Origin of the sequence: Streptomyces achromogenes subsp. achromogenes, from assembly GCF_000720835.1 — a bacterium.
Classification (GTDB): domain Bacteria; phylum Actinomycetota; class Actinomycetes; order Streptomycetales; family Streptomycetaceae; genus Streptomyces; species Streptomyces achromogenes.
In genome coordinates this window covers 1-26,116 of record NZ_JODT01000027.1, presented here as the reverse complement: position 1 = coordinate 26,116, position 26,116 = coordinate 1, and the positions used below count along the sequence as shown (strand labels likewise).

Annotated in this window: 24 protein-coding genes and 7 pseudogenes; 21 read left to right on the top strand and 10 right to left on the bottom strand. The window is 70.4% G+C overall.

From position 1 onward, the window contains the following. Nucleotides 1-68 precede the first annotated feature (68 nt). The 5 genes and pseudogenes from IH25_RS37810 (at nucleotide 69) to IH25_RS0125895 (ending at nucleotide 4,688) form a co-directional block, all read left to right on the top strand. Nucleotides 69-718 (top strand): annotated as a pseudogene (locus IH25_RS37810) (sigma-70 family RNA polymerase sigma factor). 75 nt (nucleotides 719-793) lie between these two features. Next, entirely contained in the window at nucleotides 794-1,603 is an 810-nt protein-coding gene (locus tag IH25_RS0125910; RefSeq protein ID WP_030615287.1) for a hypothetical protein, read from the top strand. 154 nt (nucleotides 1,604-1,757) lie between these two features. Continuing rightward, complete coding sequence (locus IH25_RS0125905) at nucleotides 1,758-2,360, top strand: sigma-70 family RNA polymerase sigma factor (protein WP_030615285.1); 603 nt, start codon at nucleotides 1,758-1,760, stop codon at nucleotides 2,358-2,360. A gap of 202 nt (nucleotides 2,361-2,562) precedes the next feature. Next, nucleotides 2,563-4,026 carry a PepSY-associated TM helix domain-containing protein gene (locus IH25_RS0125900; protein WP_030615282.1) on the top strand — a complete coding sequence of 488 codons (1,464 nt, stop codon included), beginning with the start codon at nucleotides 2,563-2,565 and terminating at the stop codon, nucleotides 4,024-4,026. Then, complete coding sequence (locus IH25_RS0125895; RefSeq protein ID WP_030615280.1) at nucleotides 4,023-4,688, top strand: DUF5134 domain-containing protein; 666 nt, start codon at nucleotides 4,023-4,025, stop codon at nucleotides 4,686-4,688. The genes IH25_RS0125900 and IH25_RS0125895 overlap by 4 nt, the downstream gene beginning before the upstream one ends. Before the next feature lie 27 nt (nucleotides 4,689-4,715). On the opposite strand, the gene IH25_RS0125890 is transcribed toward IH25_RS0125895, so the two are convergent. After that, entirely contained in the window at nucleotides 4,716-4,931 is a 216-nt protein-coding gene (locus IH25_RS0125890) for a hypothetical protein (protein WP_030615277.1), read from the bottom strand. Between the two features lie 383 nt (nucleotides 4,932-5,314). On the opposite strand from IH25_RS0125890, the gene IH25_RS0125885 reads away from it, so the two are divergent. The 8 genes and pseudogenes from IH25_RS0125885 (at nucleotide 5,315) to IH25_RS0125850 (ending at nucleotide 13,745) form a co-directional block, all read left to right on the top strand. After that, the gene (locus IH25_RS0125885; protein WP_030615275.1) at nucleotides 5,315-5,581 is read left to right on the top strand and encodes a hypothetical protein; all 267 of its coding nucleotides are present in this window, start codon (nucleotides 5,315-5,317) and stop codon (nucleotides 5,579-5,581) included. After that, nucleotides 5,578-7,884 carry a heavy metal translocating P-type ATPase gene (locus IH25_RS0125880; RefSeq protein WP_030615272.1) on the top strand — a complete coding sequence of 769 codons (2,307 nt, stop codon included), beginning with the start codon at nucleotides 5,578-5,580 and terminating at the stop codon, nucleotides 7,882-7,884. The genes IH25_RS0125885 and IH25_RS0125880 overlap by 4 nt, the downstream gene beginning before the upstream one ends. A gap of 72 nt (nucleotides 7,885-7,956) precedes the next feature. Continuing rightward, nucleotides 7,957-8,469, top strand: a complete 513-nt coding sequence (locus tag IH25_RS0125875) for a copper chaperone PCu(A)C (RefSeq protein WP_030615269.1) — start codon at nucleotides 7,957-7,959, stop codon at nucleotides 8,467-8,469. A gap of 564 nt (nucleotides 8,470-9,033) precedes the next feature. Continuing rightward, entirely contained in the window at nucleotides 9,034-10,074 is a 1,041-nt protein-coding gene (locus IH25_RS0125870) for an ABC transporter substrate-binding protein (RefSeq protein WP_030615266.1), read from the top strand. Between the two features lie 56 nt (nucleotides 10,075-10,130). After that, nucleotides 10,131-11,096 carry a FecCD family ABC transporter permease gene (locus IH25_RS0125865; protein WP_030615263.1) on the top strand — a complete coding sequence of 322 codons (966 nt, stop codon included), beginning with the start codon at nucleotides 10,131-10,133 and terminating at the stop codon, nucleotides 11,094-11,096. A 3-nt stretch (nucleotides 11,097-11,099) separates the two neighbouring features. Further along, nucleotides 11,100-11,945: an ABC transporter ATP-binding protein gene (locus IH25_RS0125860; protein ID WP_051754109.1), complete on the top strand. Its 846-nt coding sequence runs from the start codon at nucleotides 11,100-11,102 to the stop codon at nucleotides 11,943-11,945. A gap of 345 nt (nucleotides 11,946-12,290) precedes the next feature. Continuing rightward, nucleotides 12,291-12,778 (top strand): annotated as a pseudogene (locus IH25_RS39820) (ISAzo13-like element transposase-related protein); the annotation flags it as partial. Nucleotides 12,779-12,845: 67 nt separating this feature from the next. Next, a complete protein-coding gene (locus tag IH25_RS0125850) occupies nucleotides 12,846-13,745 on the top strand; it encodes an aminoglycoside phosphotransferase family protein (protein WP_030615256.1) in 900 nt (299 codons plus the stop codon). Here IH25_RS0125850 and IH25_RS39815 read toward each other — a convergent pair. Further along, nucleotides 13,735-14,196, bottom strand: a pseudogene (locus IH25_RS39815) (IS5 family transposase); the annotation flags it as partial. The gene IH25_RS0125850 and the pseudogene IH25_RS39815 overlap by 11 nt on opposite strands. Nucleotides 14,197-14,520: 324 nt before the next feature. Here IH25_RS39815 and IH25_RS41290 point away from each other — a divergent pair. From IH25_RS41290 to IH25_RS0125825, 3 genes and pseudogenes are all read left to right on the top strand, one after another. Next, nucleotides 14,521-14,847: a hypothetical protein gene (locus IH25_RS41290; protein ID WP_030615250.1), complete on the top strand. Its 327-nt coding sequence runs from the start codon at nucleotides 14,521-14,523 to the stop codon at nucleotides 14,845-14,847. Further along, a pseudogene (locus IH25_RS0125835) lies at nucleotides 14,769-15,307 on the top strand (IS5 family transposase); the annotation flags it as partial. The gene IH25_RS41290 and the pseudogene IH25_RS0125835, both read left to right, overlap by 79 nt. 380 nt (nucleotides 15,308-15,687) lie before the next feature. Further along, a complete protein-coding gene (locus tag IH25_RS0125825; RefSeq protein ID WP_157847008.1) occupies nucleotides 15,688-16,911 on the top strand; it encodes a DUF6236 family protein in 1,224 nt (407 codons plus the stop codon). A gap of 223 nt (nucleotides 16,912-17,134) precedes the next feature. On the opposite strand, the gene IH25_RS37805 is transcribed toward IH25_RS0125825, so the two are convergent. The 5 genes and pseudogenes from IH25_RS37805 to IH25_RS0125805 form a co-directional block, all read right to left on the bottom strand. After that, nucleotides 17,135-17,650: a recombinase family protein gene (locus IH25_RS37805; RefSeq protein WP_280842528.1), complete on the bottom strand. Its 516-nt coding sequence runs from the start codon at nucleotides 17,648-17,650 to the stop codon at nucleotides 17,135-17,137. A 106-nt stretch (nucleotides 17,651-17,756) separates the two neighbouring features. After that, nucleotides 17,757-17,921: pseudogene (locus tag IH25_RS42870) on the bottom strand (recombinase family protein); the annotation flags it as partial. 35 nt (nucleotides 17,922-17,956) lie between these two features. Then, nucleotides 17,957-18,139, bottom strand: a pseudogene (locus tag IH25_RS43300) (zinc finger domain-containing protein); the annotation flags it as partial. Between the two features lie 152 nt (nucleotides 18,140-18,291). Beyond that, nucleotides 18,292-19,173: an SCO6745 family protein gene (locus IH25_RS0125810; protein WP_030615243.1), complete on the bottom strand. Its 882-nt coding sequence runs from the start codon at nucleotides 19,171-19,173 to the stop codon at nucleotides 18,292-18,294. Nucleotides 19,174-19,206: 33 nt separating this feature from the next. Further along, a complete protein-coding gene (locus IH25_RS0125805) occupies nucleotides 19,207-19,740 on the bottom strand; it encodes a YbhB/YbcL family Raf kinase inhibitor-like protein (protein WP_030615241.1) in 534 nt (177 codons plus the stop codon). Nucleotides 19,741-19,838: 98 nt separating this feature from the next. Here IH25_RS0125805 and IH25_RS0125800 point away from each other — a divergent pair, with 98 nt between their 5' ends. Continuing rightward, entirely contained in the window at nucleotides 19,839-20,531 is a 693-nt protein-coding gene (locus tag IH25_RS0125800; protein WP_030615239.1) for a GntR family transcriptional regulator, read from the top strand. A 63-nt stretch (nucleotides 20,532-20,594) separates the two neighbouring features. On the opposite strand, the gene IH25_RS0125795 is transcribed toward IH25_RS0125800, so the two are convergent. The 3 genes from IH25_RS0125795 to IH25_RS0125785 all read right to left on the bottom strand — a co-directional run bounded on the left by IH25_RS0125795 (nucleotide 20,595) and on the right by IH25_RS0125785 (nucleotide 22,728). Beyond that, on the bottom strand, nucleotides 20,595-21,359 hold the full coding sequence (locus IH25_RS0125795) for an IS5/IS1182 family transposase (protein WP_030615236.1): 765 nt from the start codon (nucleotides 21,357-21,359) through the stop codon (nucleotides 20,595-20,597). 52 nt (nucleotides 21,360-21,411) lie between these two features. Then, nucleotides 21,412-22,050, bottom strand: a complete 639-nt coding sequence (locus IH25_RS39810) for a hypothetical protein (RefSeq protein ID WP_245172881.1) — start codon at nucleotides 22,048-22,050, stop codon at nucleotides 21,412-21,414. A gap of 336 nt (nucleotides 22,051-22,386) precedes the next feature. Then, the gene (locus IH25_RS0125785) at nucleotides 22,387-22,728 is read right to left on the bottom strand and encodes a hypothetical protein (RefSeq protein WP_157847007.1); all 342 of its coding nucleotides are present in this window, start codon (nucleotides 22,726-22,728) and stop codon (nucleotides 22,387-22,389) included. A 97-nt stretch (nucleotides 22,729-22,825) separates the two neighbouring features. Here IH25_RS0125785 and IH25_RS42475 point away from each other — a divergent pair, with 97 nt between their 5' ends. The 4 genes and pseudogenes from IH25_RS42475 to istB all read left to right on the top strand — a co-directional run bounded on the left by IH25_RS42475 (nucleotide 22,826) and on the right by istB (nucleotide 25,988). Continuing rightward, on the top strand, nucleotides 22,826-23,230 hold the full coding sequence (locus IH25_RS42475; protein WP_030615229.1) for an IS5 family transposase: 405 nt from the start codon (nucleotides 22,826-22,828) through the stop codon (nucleotides 23,228-23,230). Then, on the top strand, nucleotides 23,227-23,487 hold the full coding sequence (locus tag IH25_RS43115; protein WP_078844417.1) for a transposase: 261 nt from the start codon (nucleotides 23,227-23,229) through the stop codon (nucleotides 23,485-23,487). The genes IH25_RS42475 and IH25_RS43115 overlap by 4 nt, the downstream gene beginning before the upstream one ends. 145 nt (nucleotides 23,488-23,632) lie before the next feature. After that, nucleotides 23,633-25,191: pseudogene (istA, locus tag IH25_RS37800) on the top strand (IS21 family transposase). Further along, nucleotides 25,188-25,988 carry an IS21-like element helper ATPase IstB gene (istB, locus tag IH25_RS0125770; protein ID WP_030615227.1) on the top strand — a complete coding sequence of 267 codons (801 nt, stop codon included), beginning with the start codon at nucleotides 25,188-25,190 and terminating at the stop codon, nucleotides 25,986-25,988. Before istA ends, istB begins: the two are co-directional and overlap by 4 nt. The last annotated feature ends 128 nt before the right edge of the window (nucleotides 25,989-26,116 follow it).

Sequence of the window (26,116 nt, the reverse complement as noted above, 5' to 3'; positions counted from 1 at the left end):
TGCGGCCCAGCCCGGTCCGGTCGCCGGATCCGCGTGCCGGATCTCCGGCCTGCCGAGAAGGACACCAGGTGATCAGTCCTGCCCTGCCCGCAGCATGCGGCGAAACGTCACGGCCCACGAGTACACGCGCGCAAAGGAGGTCCGACGACGCGTCGATAACGACCTGGGCGCTCGCCGCCCGCGGCGGTGACCCGGAAGCAGTCGAGAACTTCGTCCGCTCCCTCCAACGGGACGTCCGGCGTTTCGTCGCGCACCTGAGCGCCGACCCGCAGTGCGCCGACGACCTGGCCCAGGACACGTTCCTGCGGGCCCTGGGCAGTCTGCACCGTTTCGAGGGGCGTTCGTCGGCCCGCGTCTGGCTGCTGTCCATCGCCCGCCGCGCGGTGATCGACAGCTATCGGTACGCATCCGCCCGGCCCCGGCTCGCCGACGTCGACGACTGGCGAACGCCGCCGAGAGCGTCCAGGAGCGCGGGGTGCCGGGATTCGACGACGGCATCGCGCTCACCGAACTGCTGGAGGCCCTGCCCGCCGAACGACGTGAGGCGTTCGTCCTGACCCAGCTCGTCGGTGTGCCCTACGCGGAGGCGGCCCGGCTCAGCGGCTGTCCGGTCGGAACGGTCCGGTCCAGAGTCGCCCGGGCACGCGCCACACTCACGCGACTGCTGTGCGAGGCCGAGCGGGCCGATCCGGGCGGTCCGGTGGACGCGGCGGCCTGACCCCTATTCCGGCGGCCGAGCGGTAACGGGGTCCCCCGTGCCGGTGCTCGCCCGCCGGGTGCCAGGATGGCCGTCATGTCCGTCGGCGGGTTCCTGCGTGTGGTGCGGGCCGCGGTGTTCGCGGCCGTCTGCGTGCTGCTCGCCGCTGTCGGCCACGTCCTGATGTCCGGGGAGGGGCTGCCCTGGTGGGCGCTCCTCTCCGGCGCCGCCGGGGTCGGCGCCGTCGGCTGGATCTTCGGCGCCCACGAGCGCCGGCGCCGGACGGTGGCTGGTCTGACCGTTGCCGTCCAGACCTGCCTGCACATCGCCTTCACGCTCGCGCAGTCCGGCAGCCGACCGGCCGTGGTGGCGCCCGACGCGGCGCAGCAGTGGGCCGGGCAGTTGCTGTGCGGCCCCGCCCCCACCCCCGAGCAGGCCGCCCGGGCCTATGACGTCGCCGCGCAGGCCGGCCTGACCCGCCACGTGGACCACCTGGCCATCCACGGCACCGACGCCATGGCGCCGATGGGCCATGCCATGGCGATGGACCACGCCATGCCCATGGGCCACGACATGGCGTCCATGGGCATGACCGGTGTGATCGGCATGCACGACATGGGGCACATGGCCGGTATGCCTTCGTGGGGCATGCCGGCCGCCCACCTGCTGGCCGCCGTCCTGTGCGGGCTGTGGCTGGCCCAGGGTGAGAGCGCGGTCTTCAAGCTGGTCCGCGCCTGCGCCGACCGAGCCTTCGTGCCCCTGCGGCTGGTGCTGGCCCTGCTCCTGGCACCCCCCGCCCCGCCGTCCTTCCGGCCGTCCCCGCGGTCCCGGCGGCGACCGCGGCAGTTCCTGCTCGTCCACACCCTCACCACCCGAGGTCCTCCCGCGGTGACCGCTGTCGTCTGACAGCCGGCTCACCGCCCCCGCGTCCGTGTGGCGGCGGTCCCGTCCGCGCCCCGCGCCGACGGATTCCACCTCACCCGTGCGACCGCCGAGTGCCCTCCTCCCTCCGGGCACGTCCGGCCTGCCCGCACGGAACCCCAGGAAGGACCACGGGACCATGACCCCTGCCCTGCCCGCCGTGACCGACGAGACGGTCACCGCCTGGGCGCTCGCCGCCGCCGGTGGTGACGGCGAAGCGGTCGACCGCTTCGTCCGGGCCCTCCAGCGCGACGTGCGGCGCTACGTGGCGTACCTCGCCGACGACGCCCAGGCGGCGGCGGACGACCTCACCCAGGAAACGTTCCTGCGTGCGCTGACGGCCCTGCCCCGCTTCGAGGGGCGTTCCTCGGCGCGCGTCTGGCTGCTGTCGATCGCCCGTCGCGCGGTCGCCGACAGCCTCCGCCGCGCCGCCTGCCGCCCCCGGCAGGCCCACACCGAGGACTGGCAGAGCGCGGCGGAACGAGCACAGCCGGCCGGCCTGCCGGGCTTCGAGGAGGGCGTCGCCCTCATGGAACTGCTCGACGCCCTGCCCGGCGACCGGCGGGAGGCGTTCGTGCTGACCCAGCTCCTGGGCCTGCCGTACGCGGAAGCGGCCGAGGTCAGCCGCTGCCCGGTCGGCACCGTCCGCTCCCGGGTGTCCCGCGCCCGCTCCTCGCTGGCCGAGTGGATGGCGGACGAACCCGACGCCGTCCCCCGGCCGACGGAGCCCGCCATGGCCTGACGGCCCGGGCGGACGCCCATCCGCCCGGGCGTCCCGGCCGATGACCGCCTCCTGCTCCGGCTTTCGCGCGGGAGCCGGTCATCGGCCACCGGGTGACCTGCCTCACCCGCAGCGCCGGGAACCCCGGGCGGCATGCCCCCGACTCCTCGTGCGGCCACCCACTTCGGCCGACACCAGCACCAGGGGAAGAGAAGAGCCCGAGATGCCCGAAAGCCGGATACCGCCGGCCCCCACGCCGGTGACGCGCCCCGCGCACCCGGAGTCCGAGGCCGACGCACCGCCGAGCCGGCCGGTCACCGCCGGACAGAACCCTCCGCCGGCCGCATCCACCGCCGGCCTCTGGAGCGAAGCGAGGCCGCTGCTGCTCCGTCTGCACTTCTACGCCGGCGTGCTCATCGGCCCGTTCCTCCTCGTCGCCGCGGTGACGGGACTCGCGTACACCGCGACTCCGCAGATCGAGTCGGTCCTTTACGAACACGAGCTGAAGGTGACCCCGCGAGGCATGGCGGACCCGCTCTCTACGCAGGTGGCCGCGGCGCGGTGGGCGGTCCCCGACGGCACGTTGCTGTCGGTCACCAAGGGCGCCGGGCCCACCGACTCCACCCGTGTCACCTTCAGCGAGGACGGCCTGCCCGAGGGCTACTCGATGACCGCCTTCGTCGACCCGTACGACCACGAGGTCCTCGGCACCCTGAAGACGTACGGCCAGTGGCTGCCCGCCCGGGCCTGGCTCGACGACCTGCACCGGAACCTGCACCTGGGCGAGTTCGGCCGCAATTACAGCGAGATCGCCGCGAGCTGGCTGTGGGTGGAGGTACTCGGCGGCCTCGCCCTGTGGGCCGGTACCCCGCGCAACCGGCAGCGGCTGCGGCGTCTGGTCGTGCCGCGCGGCGGGGTCAAGGGCCGAAAGCGCACCCTGCCCTGGCACGGAGCGGTGGGCCTGTGGGCCTCGATCGGCCTGCTCGGTCTGTCGGCGACCGGTCTGACCTGGTCCGCCCACGCGGGGACGGGCATCGGGCGGATCCAGGACGCCCTGGGCGGTTCCACCCCGTCCGTCTCCACGGCCCTCCCCGCCGCCGGCGGCGGCAGCGCGGGCGGTGCGGGAACGAAGGACGTCGGCATCGACGCGGCGGTCGCCTCCGCGCACCGGGCCGGCCTGAGCGGTGTCCTGGTCGTCACCCCGCCCACCGAGCCGGGAAGCGCGTACGTGGTGAAGGAGAACACCCGCTCCTGGCCGTCGCGGCAGGACTCGGTGGCCGTCGACCCGGCCACCGGCAAGGTGACCGAGACCCTGCGCTTCGACGATTTCCCGGTCCTGGCCAAGCTGACCCGCTGGGGCATCGACGCCCACATGGGCCTGCTCTTCGGCCTCGCCAACCAGATCGCCCTGGCCCTGCTCGCCCTCGGCCTGATCGCGATGGTCCTCTGGGGCTACCGCATGTGGTGGCTGCGCCGGCCGACCCGGACCGAGGGCTTCACGCTCGGCCGTGCGCCCGCGCGCGGTGCCTGGCGACGGATACCGGGACGCGTCCTGGCCCCGGTCGTGCCCGCGGCTGCGGTCGTCGGCTACTACGTCCCCCTCTTCGGCCTGCCGTTGCTGGCCTTCCTCCTCGTGGACGTGACGGCGGGCGTGGTACGGCGGCGCGGGGGACGGGTGATCGTGTGATCGCCGCGGACGGACTGCGCTGGATCCTGACGCTGGTGTTCGCCGTTCCCGTCGGGTACGGGCTGTGGCGGCTGGCCCTGCCCGCGACGAACCTCGCCGCGCGGGTGGACCACGCGCTGCACGCCGCGATGGGCGCGCTCATGGCCGCGATGGCCTGGCCCTGGGGAATGGACCTGCCGGCCGTGCCGCAGGTCGTGGTGTTCACGGCGGGAGCGCTGTGGTTCGTGGCCGCCGCCCCGTTCCGGGCCGGTGACCGCTCCCGGGCCGGGGCGGTGATGGCCGCCTGGCCGCATGCCCTGATGACGGGCGCCATGGCCTGGATGGTCGCGGCCATGGGCTCCTCCGGCGCGATGGCGGGCCACGGCGGAGCGGGCGGACATCACGACATGCCGGGGATGGACATGTCCGACGGCTCGGGGCTGGCCTCCATGAGCCTGGCCGGTACGGGGCCGAGAACGGTGGCGGGCCTGCTCGCCCTGGTGCTGGCGGTGCTCGGGGTGGTCTGGCTGGCCCGCGCCCTCGACCACGCCCGCCTCCGGCAGCCGGTGGTCGCCGCAGGCGCCCCGGTGCCGGTGGCCGACGCCGCGTTCGCGGCCCTGGAACCCGCGTGCCACGCCGCGATGGCGCTGGGCATGACGGTCATGTTCGTCCTCCTCGTGTGAGGGGACGCGCGGGCTTTCTCCCAGGGCTCAGGACTTGACCACGCTGTCGAGCTTGCCGTCCTTGGCGTCGGCGATGAGCGATCCGAACTGATCGGCGCTCATCTCCACGCGTTGCCCGAAGTCGTCGGTCAGTACGATCCGGCGGTCCGCGGGCGCGGACGGGTCGACGAAGAGCTGGGGACATCCGCAGTTGCACTCTCCGCAGAACGTCGCCACCGGCTCGATGCCGTGAAGACCGGTCATGACAGTTGCCTCCGTAGGACCAGTGGGCGGGATGGGGGAGGGATGATGGCAGTGGCTTACCCGTGGCCGCCCGGGTGACACGCCGCGGGACGGGAGAGCCGTTGCACGTCGTTTCCGGGTGTGCCACCGCATGCCCGGTGGTGCTTCAGCCGTCGGCCGTTGGTCCGGAACCGGACGCCCGCTCCATCCGACGTCATGAGGGAGGGGCCGCGCGGCGCTCCGGGCGCCGGTCCGTCGGGGCCGCCCCGCCAGACTCTCCTCGTGACGTACGTCACGCGATGGTCGGGGAACTGGCCCGCCGAGCGGTCCGACTCCTCAACCGGTACGGCACCGGTCGACGGAACGCCGGACAAGCCGTGTGACGCGATCGGGAGATGCCACAGATGCCGCAGACCCGGCAATCCGCTGCCGGCCCGCAGGCCGGGCCGCTGCGCCGGCTCCTCCCCCCTCCCGCCCTGTGCGGATTCCTCGTCCTGCTGGTGCTGGTGTTCGTCGCGTCCTACGCCGTGGGCAAGGGCGTCGGCCCCGTCGCACCGGGGATGCACGGTCCCGTAAGCACTCAGGACGGTCACGGAGGCGGTGGCGCCGACATCGGCGGCATGGACGGCATGGACGGCATGGACATGGACCACGGGAACGGGCACCGATGACTAACGAGACCACGTCCCTGGAGGTGGTGACCGACCTCGCCGTCGGCGGCATGACCTGCGCCGCCTGCGTGAAGCGGGTGGAGAAGAAGCTCGGCAGACTGGACGGGGTCACCGCCAGCGTGAACCTGGCCACCGGCCGCGCCCGTGTGCACCATCCGGCCGAGGTGCTTCCGGAACAGCTGGTCGCGGCCGTCGAACAGGCCGGGTACACCGCCGCGCTGCCCGAACCGCTCCAGGACCGGCGCAGCCGCCCGGACGGAGACGGCACGGACGGAGAAGCGGGACAGGAACCCGGGCGGGAACGCGGCCGACTGGCGGTCACCGCCCTCCTCTCCGTGCCCGTGCTGGTCCTGTCGATGGTGCCCGCCTGGCAGTTCCGTAACTGGCAGTGGTTGTGCTTCGTCCTGGCCGCACCCGTCGTGGTGTGGGGCGCCTGGCCGTTCCACCAGCGGGCGGCACGTGCGCTGCGGCACTCGGCGGCGACCATGGACACCCTGGTGTCGCTGGGCGTCTTGGCTTCCTTCCTCTGGTCCTCCTACGCCCTCTTCCTCGGCGGGGCCGGTGACCCCGGCATGCGCATGCCCTTCACCCTGGTGCCGGCCGCCTCCGGCGGGACGGCCCACATCTATCTGGAAGCCGCCGTCGGTGTTCCCCTGTTCGTCCTGGCGGGCCGGTACCTGGAGGCACGGGCCCGGCGCGGCACCGGAGTCGCCCTGCGCTCCCTGGCGCGGCTGGCCGCCAAGGAGGTCGCCGTGCGCGATGGCGCGGGTGAACACCTCATCCCCATCGAGGAGCTGCGGGTGGGCCAGGTCTTCGTCGTACGGCCCGGAGAACGCGTGGCCGCCGACGGGACCGTCACGGAGGGCAGTTCCGCAGTGGATCTCTCCCTGGTCACCGGGGAGAGCGAACCGGCAGAGGCGGGCCCCGGCACGGCGGTCGTCGGCGGCTGCGTGAACGTCGGCGGACTGCTCCTGGTCCGCGCCACCGCCGTCGGCGCCGACACCCAACTGGCCCGCATCACCTGCCTGGTGACCGAGGCACAGGCCGGCAAGGCACGGGCGCAGCGCCTCGCCGACAAGGTCGCGGGTGTCTTCGTACCCGTCGTCCTCACCCTGGCCGCCACCGTCCTCGGCTTCTGGCTGGGCGCCGGTGCGGACGTCCAGGCCGCTGTCACCGCCTCCGTGGCCGTCCTCGTCGTCGCCTGCCCGTGTGCGCTCGGCCTCGCCACCCCCACCGCCCTGATGGCCGCCACCGGCCGTGGCGCCCAACTGGGCGTCCTGGTCAGCGGACCAAGGCCACTGGAAGGGCTGCGGCACCTCGACGCGGTGGTGCTCGACAAGACCGGAACACTGACCTCCGGCCACATGAGCGTCACCCGGGTCACGGCCGTCCCGGGCGGCATCGGCGAAGAGGAAACGATCCGGCTGGCGGGTGCCGTCGAGCAGGGCTCGGAACACCCCCTGGGACGGGCCGTCACCGCCTACGCCCGCCGTACCGCGCAGGCAGCGCCGCGGCAGCCGCTGCCGGACGTGTCCGGCTTCACCGCCCTGCCGGGACACGGCGTGCGCGGCCACGTCGAGGAACGCCTCGTCGAAGTACTGATCCCGGACGGCGCCCTGCCCGCCCCCCTGGCCGAGGCGCTGGCCGCCGCCGAGGCGTCCGCCCGCACACCCGTCATGGTCCGCGTCGACGGCGAGACCCAGGCGATCATCGAGGTCGGGGACGTCCTGCGCTCCGGCAGCTACCGGGCCGTGGACCGGCTCAAGCGCCTGGGGATACGTCCGGTGCTGGCCACCGGCGACCACGAGGCACTCGCCCGCACCGTCGCCGCGGACCTCCGCATCGAGGACGTCCACGCCCGCTGCACCCCCGAGGACAAGGCCGCACTCGTCCGCGCACTGCGCGCGGAGGGCCACCGGGTGGCCGTCGTGGGCGACGGCGTCAACGACGCCGCCGCCCTGGCCGGCGCCGACCTGGGCATCGCCATGGGCACCGGCACCGACGTGGCGATCGGCGCCGCCGATGTCACCCTGGTCCGCGGCGACATCGACGCGCTCGCCGACGCGGTCCGCCTCTCCCGCAGCACGCTGGCCACCATCCGGGCCAACCTGCTGTGGGCGTTCGGCTACAACGTCCTCACCGTCCCCCTGGCCATGGTGGGCCTGCTGAACCCGATGCCGGCCGCCGCCGCGATGTCCGTCAGCTCCGTGCTCGTGGTCGCGAACAGCCTGCGCCTGCGCACCTGGCGGCCGTCCCCGTCCCACGACCGTCGGCGCCCGTCACCCGTCCGGGTCACACGGTGACAGCCGAGCCGCCCCGCCCCGGACACGCGTCCAGCGACCGCTTCCCGCCAACTCGCAGGTGAAGGCCCCCCGATGACCCACCACGCCTGGACACCCACCCGCCGCCGCCTCGCGGACACCGCCCTGGCCGCCCTCGCCCCGGTCTGCGCCTGCGCCCTCGCACTGGGCGGCCTCGCGGTCTGGACCACCACCGGGAACGCCGGTACTCCCGCGCGCATCGGCGTCAGCGACGCGCGGCTCTTCCTCCCCTCCGAGGGAGTCCCGGAGACCGCCGCCTTCTTCACCCTCACCAACTCCGGTGGAGCCCAGGACCGACTCGTCGAGGTGACCTCACCGGCGGTCATCGGGGACATCTCCCTCAGCGGCCACCGGATGACCGCCGGCGGAGCCGCCTACCGCCGGCCCACGGACTCCCTGACCGTCCCCGCGTCCGCCACCCTCACCATGTCCCCGCTCACCAGCGACGTGACCGTACCGGCGGCCACCCGCTGGCAGATCGGCGACCGCATACCCTTCACCCTCCGTTTCGAGCACAGCGGACGCGTGAAGGCCCTGGCCCTGGTCGTCCGCCCCGGAATCGGGTGACGGCGGCGGACACGGCACCGGCGGGCCCGGGCGGCGCGCAGGATGAGGACCTCGCCCGTGAAGGCCGGCTGCTGAATCCGGTTATGCGGGCGGCAGGCCCCGGGGCGTTGCCTGGGCACGAGCCCGTACGCGCCGACCGCGGCCCTGCCGGCCGCTGCCGCACACAGGCCGCAGTGGCCGAGGACGGTGCCGGCGCACCCGGACGGAGCCCGGCCCCGATCACGCCGACGACCGAACCGCTCGTCGGCGGCCACGACCGCCCGGGCTTTTCGGGCACTGGATCACCGCGCCCTGACCGGCGTCGCCGCCGGCCCGCTGACGGGCACCGGACTGCATCCGATCCACCGGGCGGTCTCGGGCGCGCCCACTTCCACCACGCACGCCGTACACGGCGAGCCGCTCCTCCTCGGGGGGCCACGGCCGTCCGTGGGCGTCCACCTTGTCGGCCCGTCCTCGCGTACCCGCGAAAAGACCCTGGGCTGCCGGAACTCACGGCCACCTCGCGCCGACTACTGCAGCAGAACCAGTCGGGCCACGCGCCCGGGCCTTTCGCAAGGAGCCCACATGCCGATGAACCGGCCGACCGCCGTCGCCCTGGCCGCGGCCCTCTGTCTGCTCACCGCGGCGTGCGACGATCCCTCGCCGGACGTCGGATCGCGTGCCGAGTCCACCGAAAGCGCGGCCGCCGGGACCGGCTACCCGGTCACCCTGGACAACTGCGGCCAGAAGCAGACCTTCGAGAAGGCCCCCAGCCGTGTCGTCGTCATGAACGGCGCATCCGTGGCCGAGGTCTCCACGCTGCTCGCCCTCGGCCTGGGCGACAGGATCGTCGCCAACCAGCAGAAATACGGCATGTCCGAGGTCGCGGGCCGTGCCGAGGCCATCAAGAAGCTGCCCACCGGTGACGTCCGGCTCAACGACGCCTACGACATCCCGCGCGAATCGATGATCGGCCTGCGCCCCGATCTCGTCCTGTCCGTCACCACCTACGGCTTCGACCAGAAGAACGGCTTCGCCACCCGGGAGCAGCTCAGGAAAGCCGGCGCCAACACCTACGTCTCGCCGCAGGGCTGCCACGACGACCCCTCGAAGATGACCATCACCGACAGTTACCGACTGCTGCGTGACATGGGCAAGATCTTTGGCGTCGGCGACAGGGCCGAGAAGTTGATCGCCGCCTCCGAGAAGAACATCGCCGCGGTGGCGAACAAGGTCCGGGACGAGAAGAAGCCCAAGGTGATGGTGCTCTTCTCCAACATGTCCATGGGCAGCAACGATTTCAGCTCGGTCGTCGCCAACGGCATCGTCAACGACATCCTCGCGAAGGCCGGCGGCACCAACGCCTTCGAGGACACCGCCAGGACGACCTTCGCCGACCTGAGCAAGGAGAAGGTGGCCGCCACCGACGTGGACGCCCTCGTCGTCATCGGCTACAACGACCCGGACCCGGCGGCCTACGCCAAGAAACTGCTCAAGGAGTTCCCCCAGTGGCCGGCAGCCGAGAACAACACGTACGTGACGCTGTCCGACTCGATGTACCTCGGCCCCAGCAACGACCTGGCCGTGGAGCGGGTCGCGAAGATGCTGCACCCCGACGCCTTCTGAGCCGGATCAAGGTCCCGCTGGCGTTCACGCTCCTGCCCCTCGCGCTGGCCGCCACCATGATCGTGGCGATCAGCATCGGTGCCGTCAACGTCCCGGTCGGTGACGTGTGGGGAGTGGTTCTCCACCACGTCACCGGGGCGGGCACGGCGCCCTCCGACCCCACGCTCGACCAGATCGTCTGGAACTTCCGCACCCCGCGAGTGGTGCTGGCGGCCGTGGTCGGCGCGGGCCTGGCCGTGACCGGCGCCGTCCTGCAGACCGTGGTGTCCAACCCGCTGGCCGATCCCGTCGTGCTCGGGTTCTCCTACGGCGCCACGCTCGGCGCGGTCCTCGTCATCACCCTGGGCGGCGGCGCGGCGCTCGCCGGCCTCGGGGTCTCCGCGGCGGCCTTCCTCGGCGCGGTCGTCGCGGGTGCGCTGGTCTTCGTGCTCGGCCAGCGGCGAGGGCGGCTGGCGCCGGTCCGGCTGGTGCTGGCGGGCGTCGCCATCGGCTACGTCTTCCTCTCGGCGACGAGCTACGTCCAGCTCCACGCGACGCCGGCCGAGTTGCGGACGGTCATGTTCTGGATGCTGGGCAGCGTGGCCGGAGCCGAGTGGGACCAAGTCCCCGCGGTCACCGTGGTCGTGCTCGTCACCACGACGCTCCTCACCCTGTTCGGCCGGCGCCTCAACGTCCTGCTGGCCGGCGACGAATCCGCCACCGCGCTCGGTGTCGACGTCAACCGGCTGCGTGCCGTCCTGCTGGTCCTCAGCGCGCTGCTGACCGGCACGGTCATCGCCGTCGCCGGCGGCATCGGCTTCGTCGGCCTCATGATCCCCCACCTCGTGCGCCTCACCACGGGCGCCGACCACCGCCGCCTGCTGCCCCTGACCGCCCTGCTCGGCGCCGTCTACCTGGTGCTCGTGGACCTGCTGTCCCGCACCCTCGACCGCCCCAACGAACTGCCGCTGGGCATCCTCACCGCCCTGCTCGGCGCCCCCTTCTTCCTCTGGCTGCTGCGCCGCAACAAGGGCCTGGACTGACCCATGAGACTCACCGTCGACCGTCTCCACATCACCCTGGACCACAACCCGGTCCTGCGCGACGTGAGCCTGGAGGTCCGCGCGGGCGACATCGTCGGCCTCGTCGGCCCCAACGGCAGCGGCAAATCCACCCTGCTGCGCGCTGTCTACCGCTCCCTGCGCCCGGCGGACGGGGCGGTCAGGGTGGGCGAGGACGACGTGTGGGAGTTGTCCCCCCGCGTCGCGGCCCGACGTACCGCCGCCGTCCTCCAGGATGCCGGCGGCAACACCACGGGCCTGACGGTCGCCGAGGTCGTGGCCCTCGGCCGCGCCCCGCACCACGGGCTGCTCGGCCGCGACGGGCCCGATGACCGCGACGCCGTCTCCGGTGCCATCGACCGCTGCGGCGTACGGCCCTTCGCCGACCGCGACTACGCCTCCCTGTCCGGCGGGGAACGCCAACGTGTCCTGCTGGCCCGCGCGCTCGCCCAGGACCCCCAGCTCCTGGTGCTGGACGAGCTCACCAACCACCTGGACATCCGGGCCCGGTTCGAACTCCTCGACCTCATCCGGGCCACGGGCGTCACCACCCTCGCCGTCCTGCACGACCTCGACCTCGCCGCCCGCCTCTGTGACCACCTGGTCGTCCTGAGCGAAGGAGCCGTGGCAGCGGCGGGACCGGTCCTGGAAGTGCTCACCCCCGATCTCCTCGCCGAGGTCTTCGGCGTCCGCGCCACCACCGAAGAGCACGCCGACGGTGTCGTCCGCATCACCTACGCGGCCCGACCGCTCGCCGATGGCGGGGAGACACCGGCGACCGGTACGCATTCGGCGGACGACGTCGTCCGCCGGCCGGGACCGGGGCGTTGACGCGGGACGCCGAGGACCTGGTACGGGGCCAACCCCTGGACAGCCGTACCGAAGCGAACCGGCCCGGAGGTCACAGGTTCCGAAACGGGCTGTGATCGACTACGCGAAGTGCGTCCGACGGGGCTGGAGCGACGCCTCGCGGGCTCAGCAGTTCGCGCTGGAGCGGACGTATCCGGGTGGCGGGGCGTGGCGGTGGGTCCACGCCCAGATGTGTGCGATGCGACCAGGTGCGTCGGCGGCCCGGGGCCGGCCGGGTATCGGTCGTGGATGCGGGGTGTCGTGAGCGGTGTCGGTACGCAAGGGTGCCTGTACTCAACCGCCGCGCGGGTCGAACCCCGCCTTCCCCAAGTGAGTGCGGGCACGGTCGGGGATCTGCTGCGGGAAGAGGGCTTCAGCCTGCAGGCCGGTGCCAAGACCCTCGAGGGCAGGCAGCACCCGGACCGCGACGCTCAGTTCCAGGTCACCAGTGGCGGCCTGCCGGTGAGCCGGTACTGGTCAATACGCACGACTTCCTGGGCCGGCAGGGACCGGGCAAGGCGATCCCCTACGGGATCTATGACATCGCCGCGAACACTGGCTGGGCGCACCGTGGGCACTGATCACGACACCGCCGCGTTTGCTGTCGCCTCCAGCCGCCGCTGGTGGCAGGCCCGGGGCCGGCACGACTATCCGGCCGCCACCCGCCTGCTGATCACCGCGGACGGGGCGGGTCCAACGGCTACCGCACCCGCGCCTGGAAGACCGAACTCGCCGCCCTGGCCGCCAAGACGGGCTTGGACATCACGGTCTGCCACATGCCGCCGGGTGTGTTGCGAAATTCGGTCGACAGGCGGAGCCGCGAACCACTGTGATGGCTCCGACTGCCCGTCGCAGGGACCGGGCCGGCCACAGGAGCTGCTCTTGGTAACCGTGAGAGTTGCGGACACTCTCCCCAAGATCGATAGGGCACTGGTCAGGCGTCTGGTCGATACTCAGTTCCCGCAGTGGGCGGGACTGCCCTTGAAGCCGTTCAGCCCGGCTGGCTCCGACCATGTGATCTACCGGCTGGGCGAGGAGCTGTCCGTCCGGCTGCCCCGCCATGCCGGAGCCATCGGGCAAGCCAGGAAGGAATTCCAGTGGCTGCCTCGACTCGCCCCGCACCTGCCCCTCGCCATCCCGGTGCCGGTAGGGGTGGGTGACCCGGACTTCGGTTATCCGTGGCCCTGGGCGGTGTCCCGCTGGCTGGACGGAGAGGTGGCGACCGCCGAGGCGCTGGCCGACTCCTCCAGGGCCGCCATTGAACTGGCCCAGTTCTTGACCGCCCTGCAGCGGTTCGCGCCTGAGGACACCCCAGCCGAGAACATCCGGGAAGACCTCACCGGCCGGCCGTTGTCCGACCGGGACCGCGCGACGCGGCTCGCCATCGCCAAGGTCGATGGCATGTTCGACGCCGCAGCGATGACCGGACTGTGGGACGCGGCGCTGAGCGCCCCCGGATGGGACCGCCCTCCGGTGTGGTTTCACGGCGACTTCCACACCGGCAACCTGCTGACCGTCGATGGCCGCCTCAGCGCCGTCATCGACTTCGGCGGGCTCGGCACCGGTGACCCGGCCTGCGACCTGATGATCGCCTTCACCCTGATGACGGCCGACAGCCGAGCCGCCTTCCGCGATGCCCTCGGCGTGGACGATGCCACTTGGATGCGGGGGCGTGGCTGGGCTCTGGCCACCGGTCTGAACGCCTACACCGCCTACGCCGCCGCCAACCCCCGGGTCGCCGCGCAGACCACCCGGCAGATCACCCAGGCCCTCATCGGCTGACAACGCAACACAATGAGTGGAGCTGCCGTTGAGTGATCAGGCAGCAGGCGAGCCTGAGGAAGGCTTCGTGGATGTCGGCTCGCCGTTCCCAGCGGATCCGCAGCCGCCGGAAGCCGTGCAGCCACGCAAAACTGCGCACCCAGTGGTAGGTGCCCAGCCCGGTGCCGTGTCGTGTTCCGCGCCGGGCGATCGCGGGCACGATGCCGCGTTCGCGGACCTGGTCGCGGTGGATGTCGTGGTCGTAGCCGCGGTCGGCGAACAGGGAGTCTGGCCTGCGGCGGGGCCGGCCGACGCGACCGCGGACCGGCGGGATGGCGTCGAGCAGCGGCAGGAGCTGGGTGACGTCGTTGCGGTTGCCACTGGTCAGCAGGACTGCGAGCGGAGTGCCGTGCCCGTCGGTGACGAGGTGGTGCTTCGAACCAGCTCGGCCCCGAGGGGCTACTGGTGGGCCGGCCAGTCGTCAATGTCGACCTGATTCCACTTCAACAGAGGGGACAACGGCGGAATCCGCCATGCCTGGCTGTCTGGGGTGGGATCCGGACAAGGCTCTGACCAGCCCGGACAGCCCGAGTCTGTCCGGGACAGCCGGTGGCCGTTGCCCCGCCCCTCAGCGGTCAACAGTCTCAGTGATGCCCGGTTGCTCAGTCGAGGTCGTCCCGGCTGACGGCAGACCGTTTCTCACCAGCTCCTCCTGCCCGAATAGCGGGGAGGAGCTCCAACCCCACACCCGGCCCGATCCATTCGGTGCACGGGACCCACGACTGGAGGAGTTGTCATGCGCGCTACGCATCGGATCGCTGGTTCGTTAGGGGCAGCGCTGCTCGGATCGCTCGCCCTCACCGCCCCCGCCCAGGCGGAGCCCGTTTCAGCCCGCAGCATCCCGTCCTACTGCACGCCTGGCTCCGACTCGAACTACTTCGGCGCCCACTGCCAGACGCAAAGGGTCTACTACGTGAAGGCGTACTGCGACCACTCCGACGGCAGGAGCCGGGTGCTCAGGGGGAACGACGCCAGCAACAATGGATGGTCCACCATCCACTGCAACACCCTCGGCTCTGGATGGCGCTACCGCGCGGCCAGCGGAATCGTCAACGTGAGCTAGGGTCCGTCTTCAAAGATCATCGGGTGGTGGATCATGGCGGGGTGATACGTCGCCATGAACCCACTGATCCGGAGTGGGAGTTGCTCGCTCCGCTGATACCGCGGGTGGCGACAGGCCGACCCCGGGTGGCAGGCCGGCAGGTCATCAACGGGATGGTCTACAAGATCCGCACCGGGATCTCCTGGCGTGACCTGCCCGAACGCTACGGGCCGTGGCAGACGGTCTACACCCGCTTCCATCGCTACGCTCTGGACGGCGTGTTCACCCGGGCCCTGCAGCAGATGCAGGCCCGGGCCGACGCCACCGGTGACATCGACTGGCTGGTCCAGATCGACTCCACCATTGTCCGCGCTCACCAGCATGCTGCCGCCACCGGTCGAAAAGGGGGAGGTGCTGGCCGGACAAACCGGACGATCGCGCCTTCGGTCGATCCCGAGGAGGACTGACAACCAAGGTCCACCGAGGACGTCGCCCGGCTCTCCCCGCTCAAGCACGCCAACCTGAACGTCCTGGGCCGCTACAGCTTCCGCGGTTCCGGCCCGGTCGGCGGCGCGCTGAGGCCCCTGCGCGACCCGGCGGAGGCCGACGAGGGGGAGGACAAGACCGCTGAGAACTGATCCCGTCGCACTTCGTGCGGGCCGACCCCTACGACGCCCGCCTGGACATCAAGTTCAGCATGCTCGACGTCTTGGGGTTTGGTCTCTGGGCGGGGATCCTTCGATTTTCCCTTCGGGCCGGAGTGGTCTGGGCTACCGTCGCGTTGTCCGCCGCTCCATACCGTGAGGCCGGCGAGGTGGATGCTCAGGCGTTCGAGCCCAGGGGGTGGCCGCGCTGGCAGCGGTGGACCTGACCGATGCTGTGCAGGGGGTACACGTGGAGCCGGTCGGCCTGTACTACCCGTACTTCCATGTGCGGGACGACGGGTGGCTCAAGCGAGCAGCCCTGTACCTGCCGGGTCTTGCCCGCGTGCACCCGCCCGGTCACTCCTTCCACGATTCCGCCACGGCACAGGTACTCCGTGACGAGTTGGGGTTCTTCACGGACATCGACCCGACCCGATACGCCGACGAGGTGTCCCAGGAGCTGAAGGGGGTTATGCAGCGGGAGGAAGCCCGGCTCCTTCCTCGCTACGGCTTCCCGTCCGAGATGTTGAGCGATCGGTCGCGCGCAGGTGTCGTCCACCTGGACCCGTTCGGCTGGCTCCACCGCTCACAGCTGGGCACCATCACTCCAACGACTTGGTGGGTCACCTTCAGGAACTTCGTGGTGCGGTCCCGGGAGTGGGTCCCGATCGGGACCCACACGGAAGAGAACTCCGTTGGCGACTGGATCGGGCTCCACCCGCATCTGGTGTCGGTCTACACTCGAGCGCTTGTTGACCGGATCGCCCATGCCAACGCCCTGGTGCCCGTGACCGACGACCCCACGCTCTTCGCGCTGCCTGGCTGGACTGCCTCGGACTTCGAGGAGGCACTCCTGGGCCCTTCCGCCCCAGGGCCGAACCCTGGCCGCTGGTGGTTGCCGAACAGTCAGAACGGACGCGCCCGCCCGGCCCTACCCGTCATGGCCCCGGCAGCCGGCGTGTACGCCGCCGCAGCGGTGCAGGCTGTGCTTCCCCAGGCTATCGAAGAGATCCCGGCCAAGGACATCGTCAGAGCACGGTTGCGGCTCTCCGACGAGTTCGACACGTTCCGTGCCCACCTGGATGAGCTCGGATCCCAGTTCGCCGCTCTCGACCAAGTCGCCGACCCGGCAGTGGTCCAGGCCCGGATCGCCGCCATGGCAGATCGCAACCTCAGCCGACCCCTGAAGGACCTCACACGAGGGCTTCGCTCCTTGCGCCTGCAACCCATCCGCGAAGTCATCGGCCTCAGATCGCTGGAACTGCCGGCGCTTGCAGCCTTCGGCGCCCACACCGTGAACCTCCCCCCGCTTCTTGGAGCGGGCGGAGCCGTGGCCGTCCAGCTGGTGGCCTCCACCCGATCCGCCCGTGCGGCAGCCGCCGATCAGCGCCGCAGCGCTACCGGCTACCTACTGGGGCTCAGACGGGAGCTCAAGCGGTAGGCACTCTGCTCCAGAGCGATCCAGGCGGGAGCCCCGCACGGGCCCCATCTGTCAACAAACGTTCGGGCCGTCTTCGTCGGCGGAGGTGTGTTCGGGCAGGAGGTCGGCGACGGCGGTGCGGATGGCGCCGCGGCTGACGTGGTGGTCGCGGGCGAGGGCGGCGATGGAACGGCCCTCCAGATAGGCTCTGTTCTCCCGCAGCTGCCGTGAAGTGACAAGTAACTCAGCGTGTCGTCAGGGCCTTGGTTTTTGTGCGCGGTTCAGGTACCTCGCTGTCGGTGAGGGCGGCGAAGTCGGCGTGGGCCTGTTCGATGGCTTCGGGGTACGCCACCCGTTTCTCGTGTTCGGCGAGTGCGCGGTAGATGCTGGCGACGGACGGGCTCTGCCCCTTGCGCTTGCCGGTAGGGATGATCAGGTCGGGCTGGATCTGTTCGACGGACTCGCCGTTCGCGCGTCTGCGGAGCACGGTGTGCGGCATGTCCTCGGTGATGACTGGCGGCCGGCCGCGGTGCTTGCCCTTGTGTGCCGCGGTGTCGAGCCCTTCCAGGGTCGACTCCCGGATGTTCTCCCGCTCGGTCTCCGCCATCGCTGCGAAGAACGCGAAGGGCAGCTTCCCCGGACCGGTGGGGTCGTAGATGCCGGGCAGGGGTCCGGCCGGCATCTCCAGTACCAGGCCGTGCGCGGTGAGGTGGTCGGCGAGCGCCGTCAGCTCGGCGGCGTCCCGGCCGAGCCGCTTCATTTCGTAGACGGTGAAGATGACCGGCAGTGCGGGGCGTGTGCCTGACCTCTCGCGCCGTCCTCAGCGCCTCCTCGAACTTGGGGCGGACCCGCACCTGGGTGCTGATCTTCTCGCTGAAGATCTTGTCCCTCGGGATGCCGTGCTTGCTGAGCGCGTCGAGCTGGGAGTCGAGTTCCTGCCCGAGCGTCGAGCACCGGGCGTACCCGATGCGGATGTCGGCGCTCGGCAGGTCCGGGTCGACTGGCGCTGGCGGCGGGTGCCCGGCCGCCACGGCCGGCCCGGACCCCGGTCGGCCGGGGTCGGCACTCGCAGCGCCTTCTTCAGCCGGGGCACCACGGTGAAGCGGCGAGTGTGGTAGGCCGAGGCGACCGCGCCGCCGCGCGAGCGGCACGGCGAGCCGGGCTGGGCATCACACTTCGGACAGGCGTGCTGTTCAACGTCGTCCGCGTCCGACCGATCATTCGGGGAAGGCTGCTGAGGGTCCGTCATGGGCGCGGATTGTCGCACAATGCAAGTCTCAGAAGGGGGTCCGTCCCGCTGCTGCGTGAGAACGGGTTCTGGGAACGAATCCGGGTCCGATGAGGGTTCGGCGGCCTGCTGTTGATCTTGCTCGCACAAAGGACCGTTTATGCGAGATCAGATTATCCGCGAACGGTCTGAAACATCCCTGCTGCGGTGAACGCGTTGGTGATCGGCGCGATGAGCGAGGCGAAGCGGCGGGCGCCTGCGTTGCCGATCGGTGCCCATAGCGCGGCGCAGTGCTCGTCTGTCTCCACTTCGATGCGCTCGCGTGCCGCGCTGCCAGCGTCGGTGACCACGCCGTGGGAGTCGAGCCAGCCGCGCGCGACGAGGCGTGCCGTCGCCGCGCTCCACTCCTCGTCGTCCCACCGGCGGGTTGCTCGCGCCAGAGCTGTGGGGAGGCCGCCGGTTGCGGTGTGCAGAACGAGGCAGTCGCAGGGCCCGAGGCCGTTGTCGGCGAGTACGACGAGATGGGCGTCGCCGCGCCACTCGCGCGCCACCGTGATCTGCTGCCAGAGTGCGACGAGAGGATCGGGGGGAAGCGCGACCGAGGCGTTCGCGGCGGCCAGCACTTTGCCAGCGTAGTCGGCACCGGCGACGACCGGGTCGATCAGTGAGCGCGCCTCGGCAAGGTGGTCATCCGTGAAATGTACGTTGACGCGCCGCATCGCGCGGCCGGCGGCCAGGAAGCGGGCGGCCTGCCACCGCTCCGGCGGCGCGGCGTCCCACACGCCCGCCATGGCCCGCACGGCCCGCGGGCTGAAGTTGTAAAAGGCCGCGAGCGTGACCTGCCACGGAACCGCGCCCATCGCGGCCGACCGGAAGGCCAGATACGCCGGCCCGCGGTCGGTCACGCCGAGCTCGGCTGCTTCCTCGGCTGTCTCGGGGACGAGATAGATGAACAGATGGGCGGCGCTGACGGCGCGGCTGACGTCGCGGACGGCGTTCAGGTCTATCGGGCCGTCGCCGGTGGGGGCGTCGTCGGGAAGAGTGTCGAGGTGCATGGCGGTGGTGTCTCCGGGAGTCGGGCGGCGCTGTCAGGCGGGTGTTTCGGCGGTGGCGATCAGCACGGCGCGTCCGAGGGTGTGACCGGCCATGGTGAAGCCGAGTACGGCCGGTGTGGCGTCGGCCGGGACGCCCGTCGCGGGGATGTCGAGGGCGTGCACGACGACGAAGTAACGGTGCGGGCCGTGTCCGGCCGGCGGGGCGGCGCCGATGTAGCGGGCCACGCGGGCGTCGTTGGGTAACTGGTAGGCGCCCTCGGGCAGTTGTGAGCCGGTGTCGTCGCCGGCGCCCTCGGGCAGCTCGGTGACGGTGGCGGGGATGTCGGCGACCGCCCAGTGCCAGAACCCGGACCCGGTGGGGGCGTCGGGGTCGTAGACGGTGACGGCATAGCACTTGGTGCCGTCCGGGGCGCCGCTCCAGGACAGTTGCGGGGATGTGTCCTTTCCGCCGGGCAGGCCGGAGGAGTGCTGCTCGGGCGGCCACGCGGCGCCGTCGGTGACGGTGGTGCTGGTGACGGTGAACGAGGCCGCCTGGGGGAGGCGGGCGAAGGGGTCGTTGGCAGGCACAGCTGTCGTTCCTTTCCGGACGAGGACGTCCCTCATCGATCACTTAATCGACCGTAACATGAATAATCGATTATCCGTAGATCGTCTAGGATGGGCTCATGACTCAGACGGCGCACTCCTCGACCCCGCCGGGGAAGCAGATGCTTTCCGAACGGGTCTACGCACACCTGCGGGATGCGATCATGCGCGGGGACCACCCCCCTGGCGCCCCTCTCAAGCCGCAGGATCTTGCCAAGGAGCAGGGTGTGAGCCTGGCCGTGGTGCGCGAGGCGCTCGTGCGGGTGGTCGGTGAGGGGCTCGCCGACCGGCTGCCCAACCGCGGTTTCGCAGTCCCGTCCTTCTCCGACCGCCGCTGGCAGGAGATCGCGGAAGCCCGTAGGACCGTCGAACCGGTCGTACTGCGCATGTCCGTTGAGCGTGGCGACGTCGAATGGGAGGCCCGGGTGCGGGCCGCCCACCATCGTCTGGTGCGTACTCCGGCATACGCGCCGGAGGAGGGTGAGTACTACACCGCTGCGTGGGCCGAAGCTCACAGAGCCTTCCACCGCACGCTGCTGGAGGGGTGTGGCAACCGCGCACTGCTGGAGACCTTCGACCGATTGTGGACCGCGAGTGAGCTGGCCCGCCGTTGGTCGGCACACCGCAACCCCGACCGGGACGGAGCCAAGGAACACCGCAGGCTGGAGGAGGCGGTGCTGGCCCGCGACGCCGACACCGCAGCCGCGGTCCTGGTCCAGCACCTCAGCTTGACCGCGGCTGCTCTGACCGACGATTCAGGCCAGGCCACCTAAGGGCTGTCCCGCAAAGATCTTGAAGTCGCCTCGGGCAAGCGGGCCGCCGTGAGGCACGCTTACCTATCCGGCGACGGCGAGGTTGTGCATCCGGGCGATGCCGAGCATGGCGTGGTGGACGCCGTCGCCTTTGAAGCGGCAGTCGCGGAGGATCTTCCGGGTCTTCATGCGGGCGAAGACGTGCTCGACGCGGGCCCGGACCTGCTTGTGGGGATTGTTGTGTTCCTCTTTCCAGTTCGGGAGTTCGCTCTGGCCGTGCTTGCGGCGGTGGGGGGTGACGAGTAGTCCGGTGCCCGGGTAGCCGCCGTCGGCGATGGTGAGGGTGTTGCCGACGGCGGCCTTGGCGCCGGACTCCTCCCATGCCTTGCAGTCGTTGCGGTTCCCGGCGAGCGGCCGTCCGACCACGACGACAAGACGGGTATCGGCGCCGATGACGACCTGGTGGTTGGTGGAATACCGGTAGTTCTTCGACCGCTCGGCGATAGTGTGGTCGCGGGTGGGCACCAGGGTGCCGTCCACGATGAGAACGGTGTCCTTGGCGAACCGCTTGCGGGGCCGGAGCGCGAGAGCCGGCCCGAGGTGGTCGACGATCCGGTCGGCCGCCGACTTGGACACGCCGAACAGCGGGGCGAGTTGGCGCGAGGCGAGGTTGGTGCGCCAGTACGCGGCCACCAGCAGCACCCGGTCCTCCAACGGCAACGACCACGGCCAGCCCTTGCGGACTGGATCGGCTCCCTCGCGCCGCAGCGCGGTGATCAGCTTGTTGCACTGCCGTGGGCTCAGTCCGGTGAACGGGCCTATCCACGAGGGCTCCGACGCCGTGATCACACCAGCTACGGAAAGATCATCTCACCTCTGACCAGCAGTTACGGGACAGCCTCTAGCAGTTGATTACCGAACCCACAGGTGTCCAATCCCCATAGGTGTCGTAGCTGCGTGCGCCCGGTGTTGTGTAGACCAGGGTGCCAGCGTTGTTGTACCCGCTAAACATCCTCGCCCTCGTGCCAGTGGACTGATTGTTATCCCACGATCCCCCGCCGTAGAACGGAATGTTGTAGGTGTGGCACGCATACATGGGAATTGAGCTTCCGCCGAAGTACGGGGACTCGTAGGCGCAGAAGTACCCGGAATCAGCTGAACCCCCACCACAGGGGTCATAGGTGATCTCGTTGTCGCCAGGCGTCAGGTCGCGGAAGTGAGCCTCACCGGGTACTGCCACGTAGATGGTTCCACCGTCGGCCAGGTTGATCAAGTTGGGGGCCACTTGCGTCGCTTTGACCCCTGCCATGAAGCTGTCTACTTTCGCCTGAAGGGCACTGGCCTCAACGCTGCTCAGGTGTGCCGCTCTGGCTTCTGCAATGAAGCCAGCCTTGACGCTGTCGACCTGTGAGTTCTCCTGCGCCTCCGCAGTCCCTAACATCGCGACCGTAAGTATAATCCCTGCGAATACGGCGCCCACACGCCCCAGCTTGCCGCCTCCCAAGGACGCTTGCGCTGCCCTGTGGGAAAGTTGATTCATTTTTCCTCCTTCACGCCATTAGATCGTTCTCCTAGTTGAGCAACGATCACGCTATGATTGACCGCGATCGTCGAGCCTGCTAAATCCTGGCGGAACTTCAGACGCGGCAGACAGGAGCGAATAGGCCATTCCGGATGCCACTTCATGTGGCTCGATTCAAGGCGCCCTGGACCGATGGGCCGATACTCTCAGCGGCGGCTTCGGTGGTTCCCTTTATGGTGGTCACCGCGCAGGACTCCGCGGCCCGGCTGATGAACGTGGTGGCTCGGTCCGTCGTCCAGGCGGCCGGGATGAGCGGCGAGAAGAGAACGTCGGAGCCGCGGCCGACCCCGCAGATCAGCAGCGGATAACGCGCTCATGGCAACCGAGAAACGCAGGGGGATCGTCATCGACCGCTTCGGCGATGGTCACACCGGCAACGAACGCCAGCCCCAACAACACCAGCCCGAAGACCACGCGGCGTTGCGACGGGAAGGACCCTTGCGGCTGGCCGGGGCGCGGCGCGGTTGCCCGCCGGGGCCCCGTCCACCGTGTTGTCCGGGCGTGGATGCTGTTCGGGTGCGTGAGGCCGGCGTTCGCATGCCCCGCTTTTTGGGCGTGCGCGACCGCCGCCCGTATCTCGCGGCCGAACTCGGCCGACACCGGTTCACCGCACAGCTTGCAGACGTAGTCAGGCACCGCGCCCCCCTGCGTCTCCCGGGACACCGTAGCCATCGGTGTGCGACTGGGCTAGGGTCCGTCTTCAAAGATCATCTGGGTCATAGATCATGGTGTCGTGGTACGCCGTCATGAACTCACTGACCTGGAGTGGGAGTTGCTCGCTCCACTGATACCCCGGACCGCCACGGGGCGGCCCCGCGTGGAGGACCGGCAGGTCGTCAATGGGATGGTCTACAAGATCCGTACCGGGATCTTTTGGCGTGACCTGCCGGAACGCTACGGGTCGTGGAAGACCGTGTACACCCGCTTCCGCCGTTACGCCCTCGACGGGGTGTTCACCCGGGCCCTGCAACAGATTCAGGCCCAGGCGGATGCGGCCGGCGACATCGACTGGCTGGTCCAGATCGACTCCACCATCGTCCGCGCCCACCAGCATGCCGCTGCCACCGGTCGAAAAGGGGGAGGCACCGGCGGGACGAACCGGACGATCACGCCCTCGGCCGGTCCCGAGGCGGACTGACGACGAAGGTCCATCTCGCCTGCGACGGCCAGGGCCGCCCACTCGCGATCCTGCTCACGCCCGGCCAGCGCCACGACAGTGTCTGCGCACGCCCTCTGCTGAAGCGGATCCGCGTTCCCCGCATCGGCCCGGGCCGGCCACGCCGCAGGCCCGACCAGGTCATCGCGGACAAGGCATACAGCTCCCGCGGCTTCCGTGCCTACCTGCGAAGGCGCGGCATTGCCCACACCATCCCTGAGAAGGCCGACTGGCTTTAATCACGAGTCGTGACGTCAGTTGTTCACGAGTTTGGGAGTCACCCGGAACCACGGACGGGTGATGTTCACGAGTTTCGACGTCACCGGGGTACTTGCCAGGCCAGCATCGGGGTGCTCCTGGTGAAAGGCCCTGGTCATGCCGCAGATGTCGAAGGTCGAGCTGTACGCTGCGATCCGGCGCGACCACCGAGACGGCATGACGATGCGGGAGATCTCGCGCAAGTACAACGTGTCGTGGCGGACGATCAGGAAGGCCGTGGACTCGGTCTGGCCCTGCGGGGCCGACCTGGACGCGCCGCGCAAGCAGCGGCACACGGTCACTCGTATCTTTCACCGCCTGGTCGAAGAGCACGGCGCCGAGGTCTCCTACCAGCAGGTCCGCCGCTACGTTGCCGACCGCAAGCCGCAGATCCTCGTGGAGTCGGGCAAGGGTTCGATCGAGGCGTTCGTCCCGCAGACGCACCAGCCCGGTATGGAGGCCGAGGTCGACTTCGGCGACGTGACGGTGAAGCTCGCCGGCGAGGTGGTGACGTGCTATCTGTTTTCCTTCTGCCTGTCCTACTCGGGGAAGGCCGTCCACCGCGTCTTCGCCTCCTGCGGGCAGGAGGCGTTCTTCGAGGGCCACGTCCACGCGCTGCGGACGCTGGGCGGGGTTCCGCGGAGCAAGGTCCGCTACGACAACCTGAAGGCGGCCGTCGCCCGGGTGCTGGGGCTGAGACGGGCCCGGGTGGAGGCTGACCGATGGATCGCCTTCAAGTCGCACTTCGGGATCGAGAGCTTTTACTGCCGGCCCGGCATCGAGGGCGCCCACGAGAAGGGCGGCGTCGAGGGGCAAATCGGCTACTTCCGCCGCAACCACTTCGTGCCGGTTCCGGATCGAGTCGCTGGCGGAGCTGAACGAGCTGGTCGAGCAGTGGGACCGGCACGACGGGCGGCGCCGGATCGGAGCCAGGGCCCCGACGATCGACGAGTACTTCGAGGACGAGCGCCTGCGGCTGCTGCCGCTGCCGGAGGATCCGTTCGAGACGGGGCGGGTGTTCACTCCGCGGGTCGACCGCTACGGCCAAATCGCAGTCCGCACCAACCGCTACTCGGTGCCGGTCCGCCTGATCGGCAAGCGGGTCCGGGTGCTGCTGCACGCCTCTCACCTGGTGGTCTACGACAGGAACGTGGAGGTGGCCCGGCATGAGCAGCTGATCCCCAAGGGCAGCTGCCGGCTGGAGCTGGACCACTACCTGGAGGCTCTGATCCGCAAGCCGGGCGCCTTTCCCGGCGCGACCGCGCTCGACCAGGCGGAAGTTCACCCCGGTCCACGACGCCTGGTGGGCCGCGGCGGTCCGGGCCCACGGCGACACCGAGGGCACCCGGGCTCTGATCGAGGTGCTGCTGCTGGGCCGTCACCTCGCGCACGAGCACATCGTCGCCGGCCTGGCCACCGCTCTTCGGGCAGGGGCCCTGACCGCGGACGCGGTCGCGCTGGAGGCTCGCAAAGCCGCTCAGGCCGAGGAGGAACCCGCTGCCGCCGAGGTCCAGACGCAGCGGCCGACTGCCGGGCCGGGGGCGAGCGTGACCTTCCTGCACGAGTGGAAGCTGAACCATCTTCCGCCGGACACCGGGCCGCTGCCCTCAGTGACCCACTACGACCAGTTGCTCCGACACCGCCGCGCCGACGGCGGTGACGTGCGAGAAGGAGAAGCTCCATGACCACCTTGCCCCGCCAGCGGAACCTGACCGAGCAGGCTGCGACCACGGCCATCGACACCGCCTGCCGGCTGCTGCGGCTGCCGTCGATCCGCAACGAGTTCGCCGAGATCGCCGACCGGGCCGCGAAGGATCAGATGACCTACCGGGGCTTCCTCGCTGAGCTGCTGATGACTGAATGCGACGACCGGGCCCGACGCCGCTCGGAGCGCCGGATCAAGGCCGCCGGGTTCCCCCGAGACGAGTCGCTGCGGACCTTCGACTTCGACGCCAATCCCAACATCGACCCGGCTGTGATTAACACCCTTGCCAGCTGCGAGTGGATCAAGAAGAGCCAGCCGCTCTGCCTGATCGGCGACTCCGGCACCGGCAAGTCCCACATGCTCATCGCCCTGGGCGCCGAGGCCGCCATGCAGGGCTACCGCGTTCGCTACACGTTCGCCACCAAGCTGGTGAACGAGCTGGTGGAAGCCGCCGACGAGAAGCAGCTGAACAAGACCATCGCCCGCTACGGCCGCGTCGACCTGCTCTGTATCGACGAGCTCGGCTACATGGAGCTCGACCGCCACGGCGCCGAACTCCTCCTCCAGGTCCTCACCGAACGCGAGGAGAAGAACAGCGTCGCCATCGCCTCCAACGAGTCCTTCGGCGGCTGGACCAAGACCTTCACCGACCCTCGCCTCTGCGCGGCCATCGTCGACCGCCTGACTTTCAACGGCACCATCATCGAGACCGGCACCGACTCCTACCGGCTCGCCTCGACCCGGGCGCGGACCGAAGCGCCCGCCAAAGCCGACTGACCGTTGCATGGTTCAGCTTGATGGTCCTCTGTCCAGGTACTCGTGTGAGTGCACCACCGAGTACGAAGTTATGTGCACCACTCGTTAGGCCACGTCGGTGTCCCGTTCGATGGCCTGAAGGCGGTTCT

What these genes read in the sequence shown, in the direction of transcription:
- IH25_RS0125910 (WP_030615287.1), top strand. Translation starts at nt 794, where the DNA reads ATGTCCGTCGGCGGGTTCCTGCGTGTGGTGCGGGCCGCGGTGTTCGCG.
- IH25_RS0125905 (WP_030615285.1), top strand. Translation starts at nt 1,758, where the DNA reads ATGACCCCTGCCCTGCCCGCCGTGACCGACGAGACGGTCACCGCCTGG.
- IH25_RS0125900 (WP_030615282.1), top strand. Translation starts at nt 2,563, where the DNA reads ATGCCCGAAAGCCGGATACCGCCGGCCCCCACGCCGGTGACGCGCCCC.
- IH25_RS0125890 (WP_030615277.1), bottom strand. Translation starts at nt 4,931, where the DNA reads ATGACCGGTCTTCACGGCATCGAGCCGGTGGCGACGTTCTGCGGAGAG.
- IH25_RS0125885 (WP_030615275.1), top strand. Translation starts at nt 5,315, where the DNA reads ATGCCGCAGACCCGGCAATCCGCTGCCGGCCCGCAGGCCGGGCCGCTG.
- IH25_RS0125880 (WP_030615272.1), top strand. Translation starts at nt 5,578, where the DNA reads ATGACTAACGAGACCACGTCCCTGGAGGTGGTGACCGACCTCGCCGTC.
- IH25_RS0125875 (WP_030615269.1), top strand. Translation starts at nt 7,957, where the DNA reads ATGACCCACCACGCCTGGACACCCACCCGCCGCCGCCTCGCGGACACC.
- IH25_RS0125870 (WP_030615266.1), top strand. Translation starts at nt 9,034, where the DNA reads ATGCCGATGAACCGGCCGACCGCCGTCGCCCTGGCCGCGGCCCTCTGT.
- IH25_RS0125865 (WP_030615263.1), top strand. Translation starts at nt 10,131, where the DNA reads ATGATCGTGGCGATCAGCATCGGTGCCGTCAACGTCCCGGTCGGTGAC.
- IH25_RS0125860 (WP_051754109.1), top strand. Translation starts at nt 11,100, where the DNA reads ATGAGACTCACCGTCGACCGTCTCCACATCACCCTGGACCACAACCCG.
- IH25_RS41290 (WP_030615250.1), top strand. Translation starts at nt 14,521, where the DNA reads ATGCGCGCTACGCATCGGATCGCTGGTTCGTTAGGGGCAGCGCTGCTC.
- IH25_RS37805 (WP_280842528.1), bottom strand. Translation starts at nt 17,650, where the DNA reads ATGAAGCGGCTCGGCCGGGACGCCGCCGAGCTGACGGCGCTCGCCGAC.
- IH25_RS0125810 (WP_030615243.1), bottom strand. Translation starts at nt 19,173, where the DNA reads ATGCACCTCGACACTCTTCCCGACGACGCCCCCACCGGCGACGGCCCG.
- IH25_RS0125800 (WP_030615239.1), top strand. Translation starts at nt 19,839, where the DNA reads ATGACTCAGACGGCGCACTCCTCGACCCCGCCGGGGAAGCAGATGCTT.
- IH25_RS39810 (WP_245172881.1), bottom strand. Translation starts at nt 22,050, where the DNA reads ATGAATCAACTTTCCCACAGGGCAGCGCAAGCGTCCTTGGGAGGCGGC.
- istB (WP_030615227.1), top strand. Translation starts at nt 25,188, where the DNA reads ATGACCACCTTGCCCCGCCAGCGGAACCTGACCGAGCAGGCTGCGACC.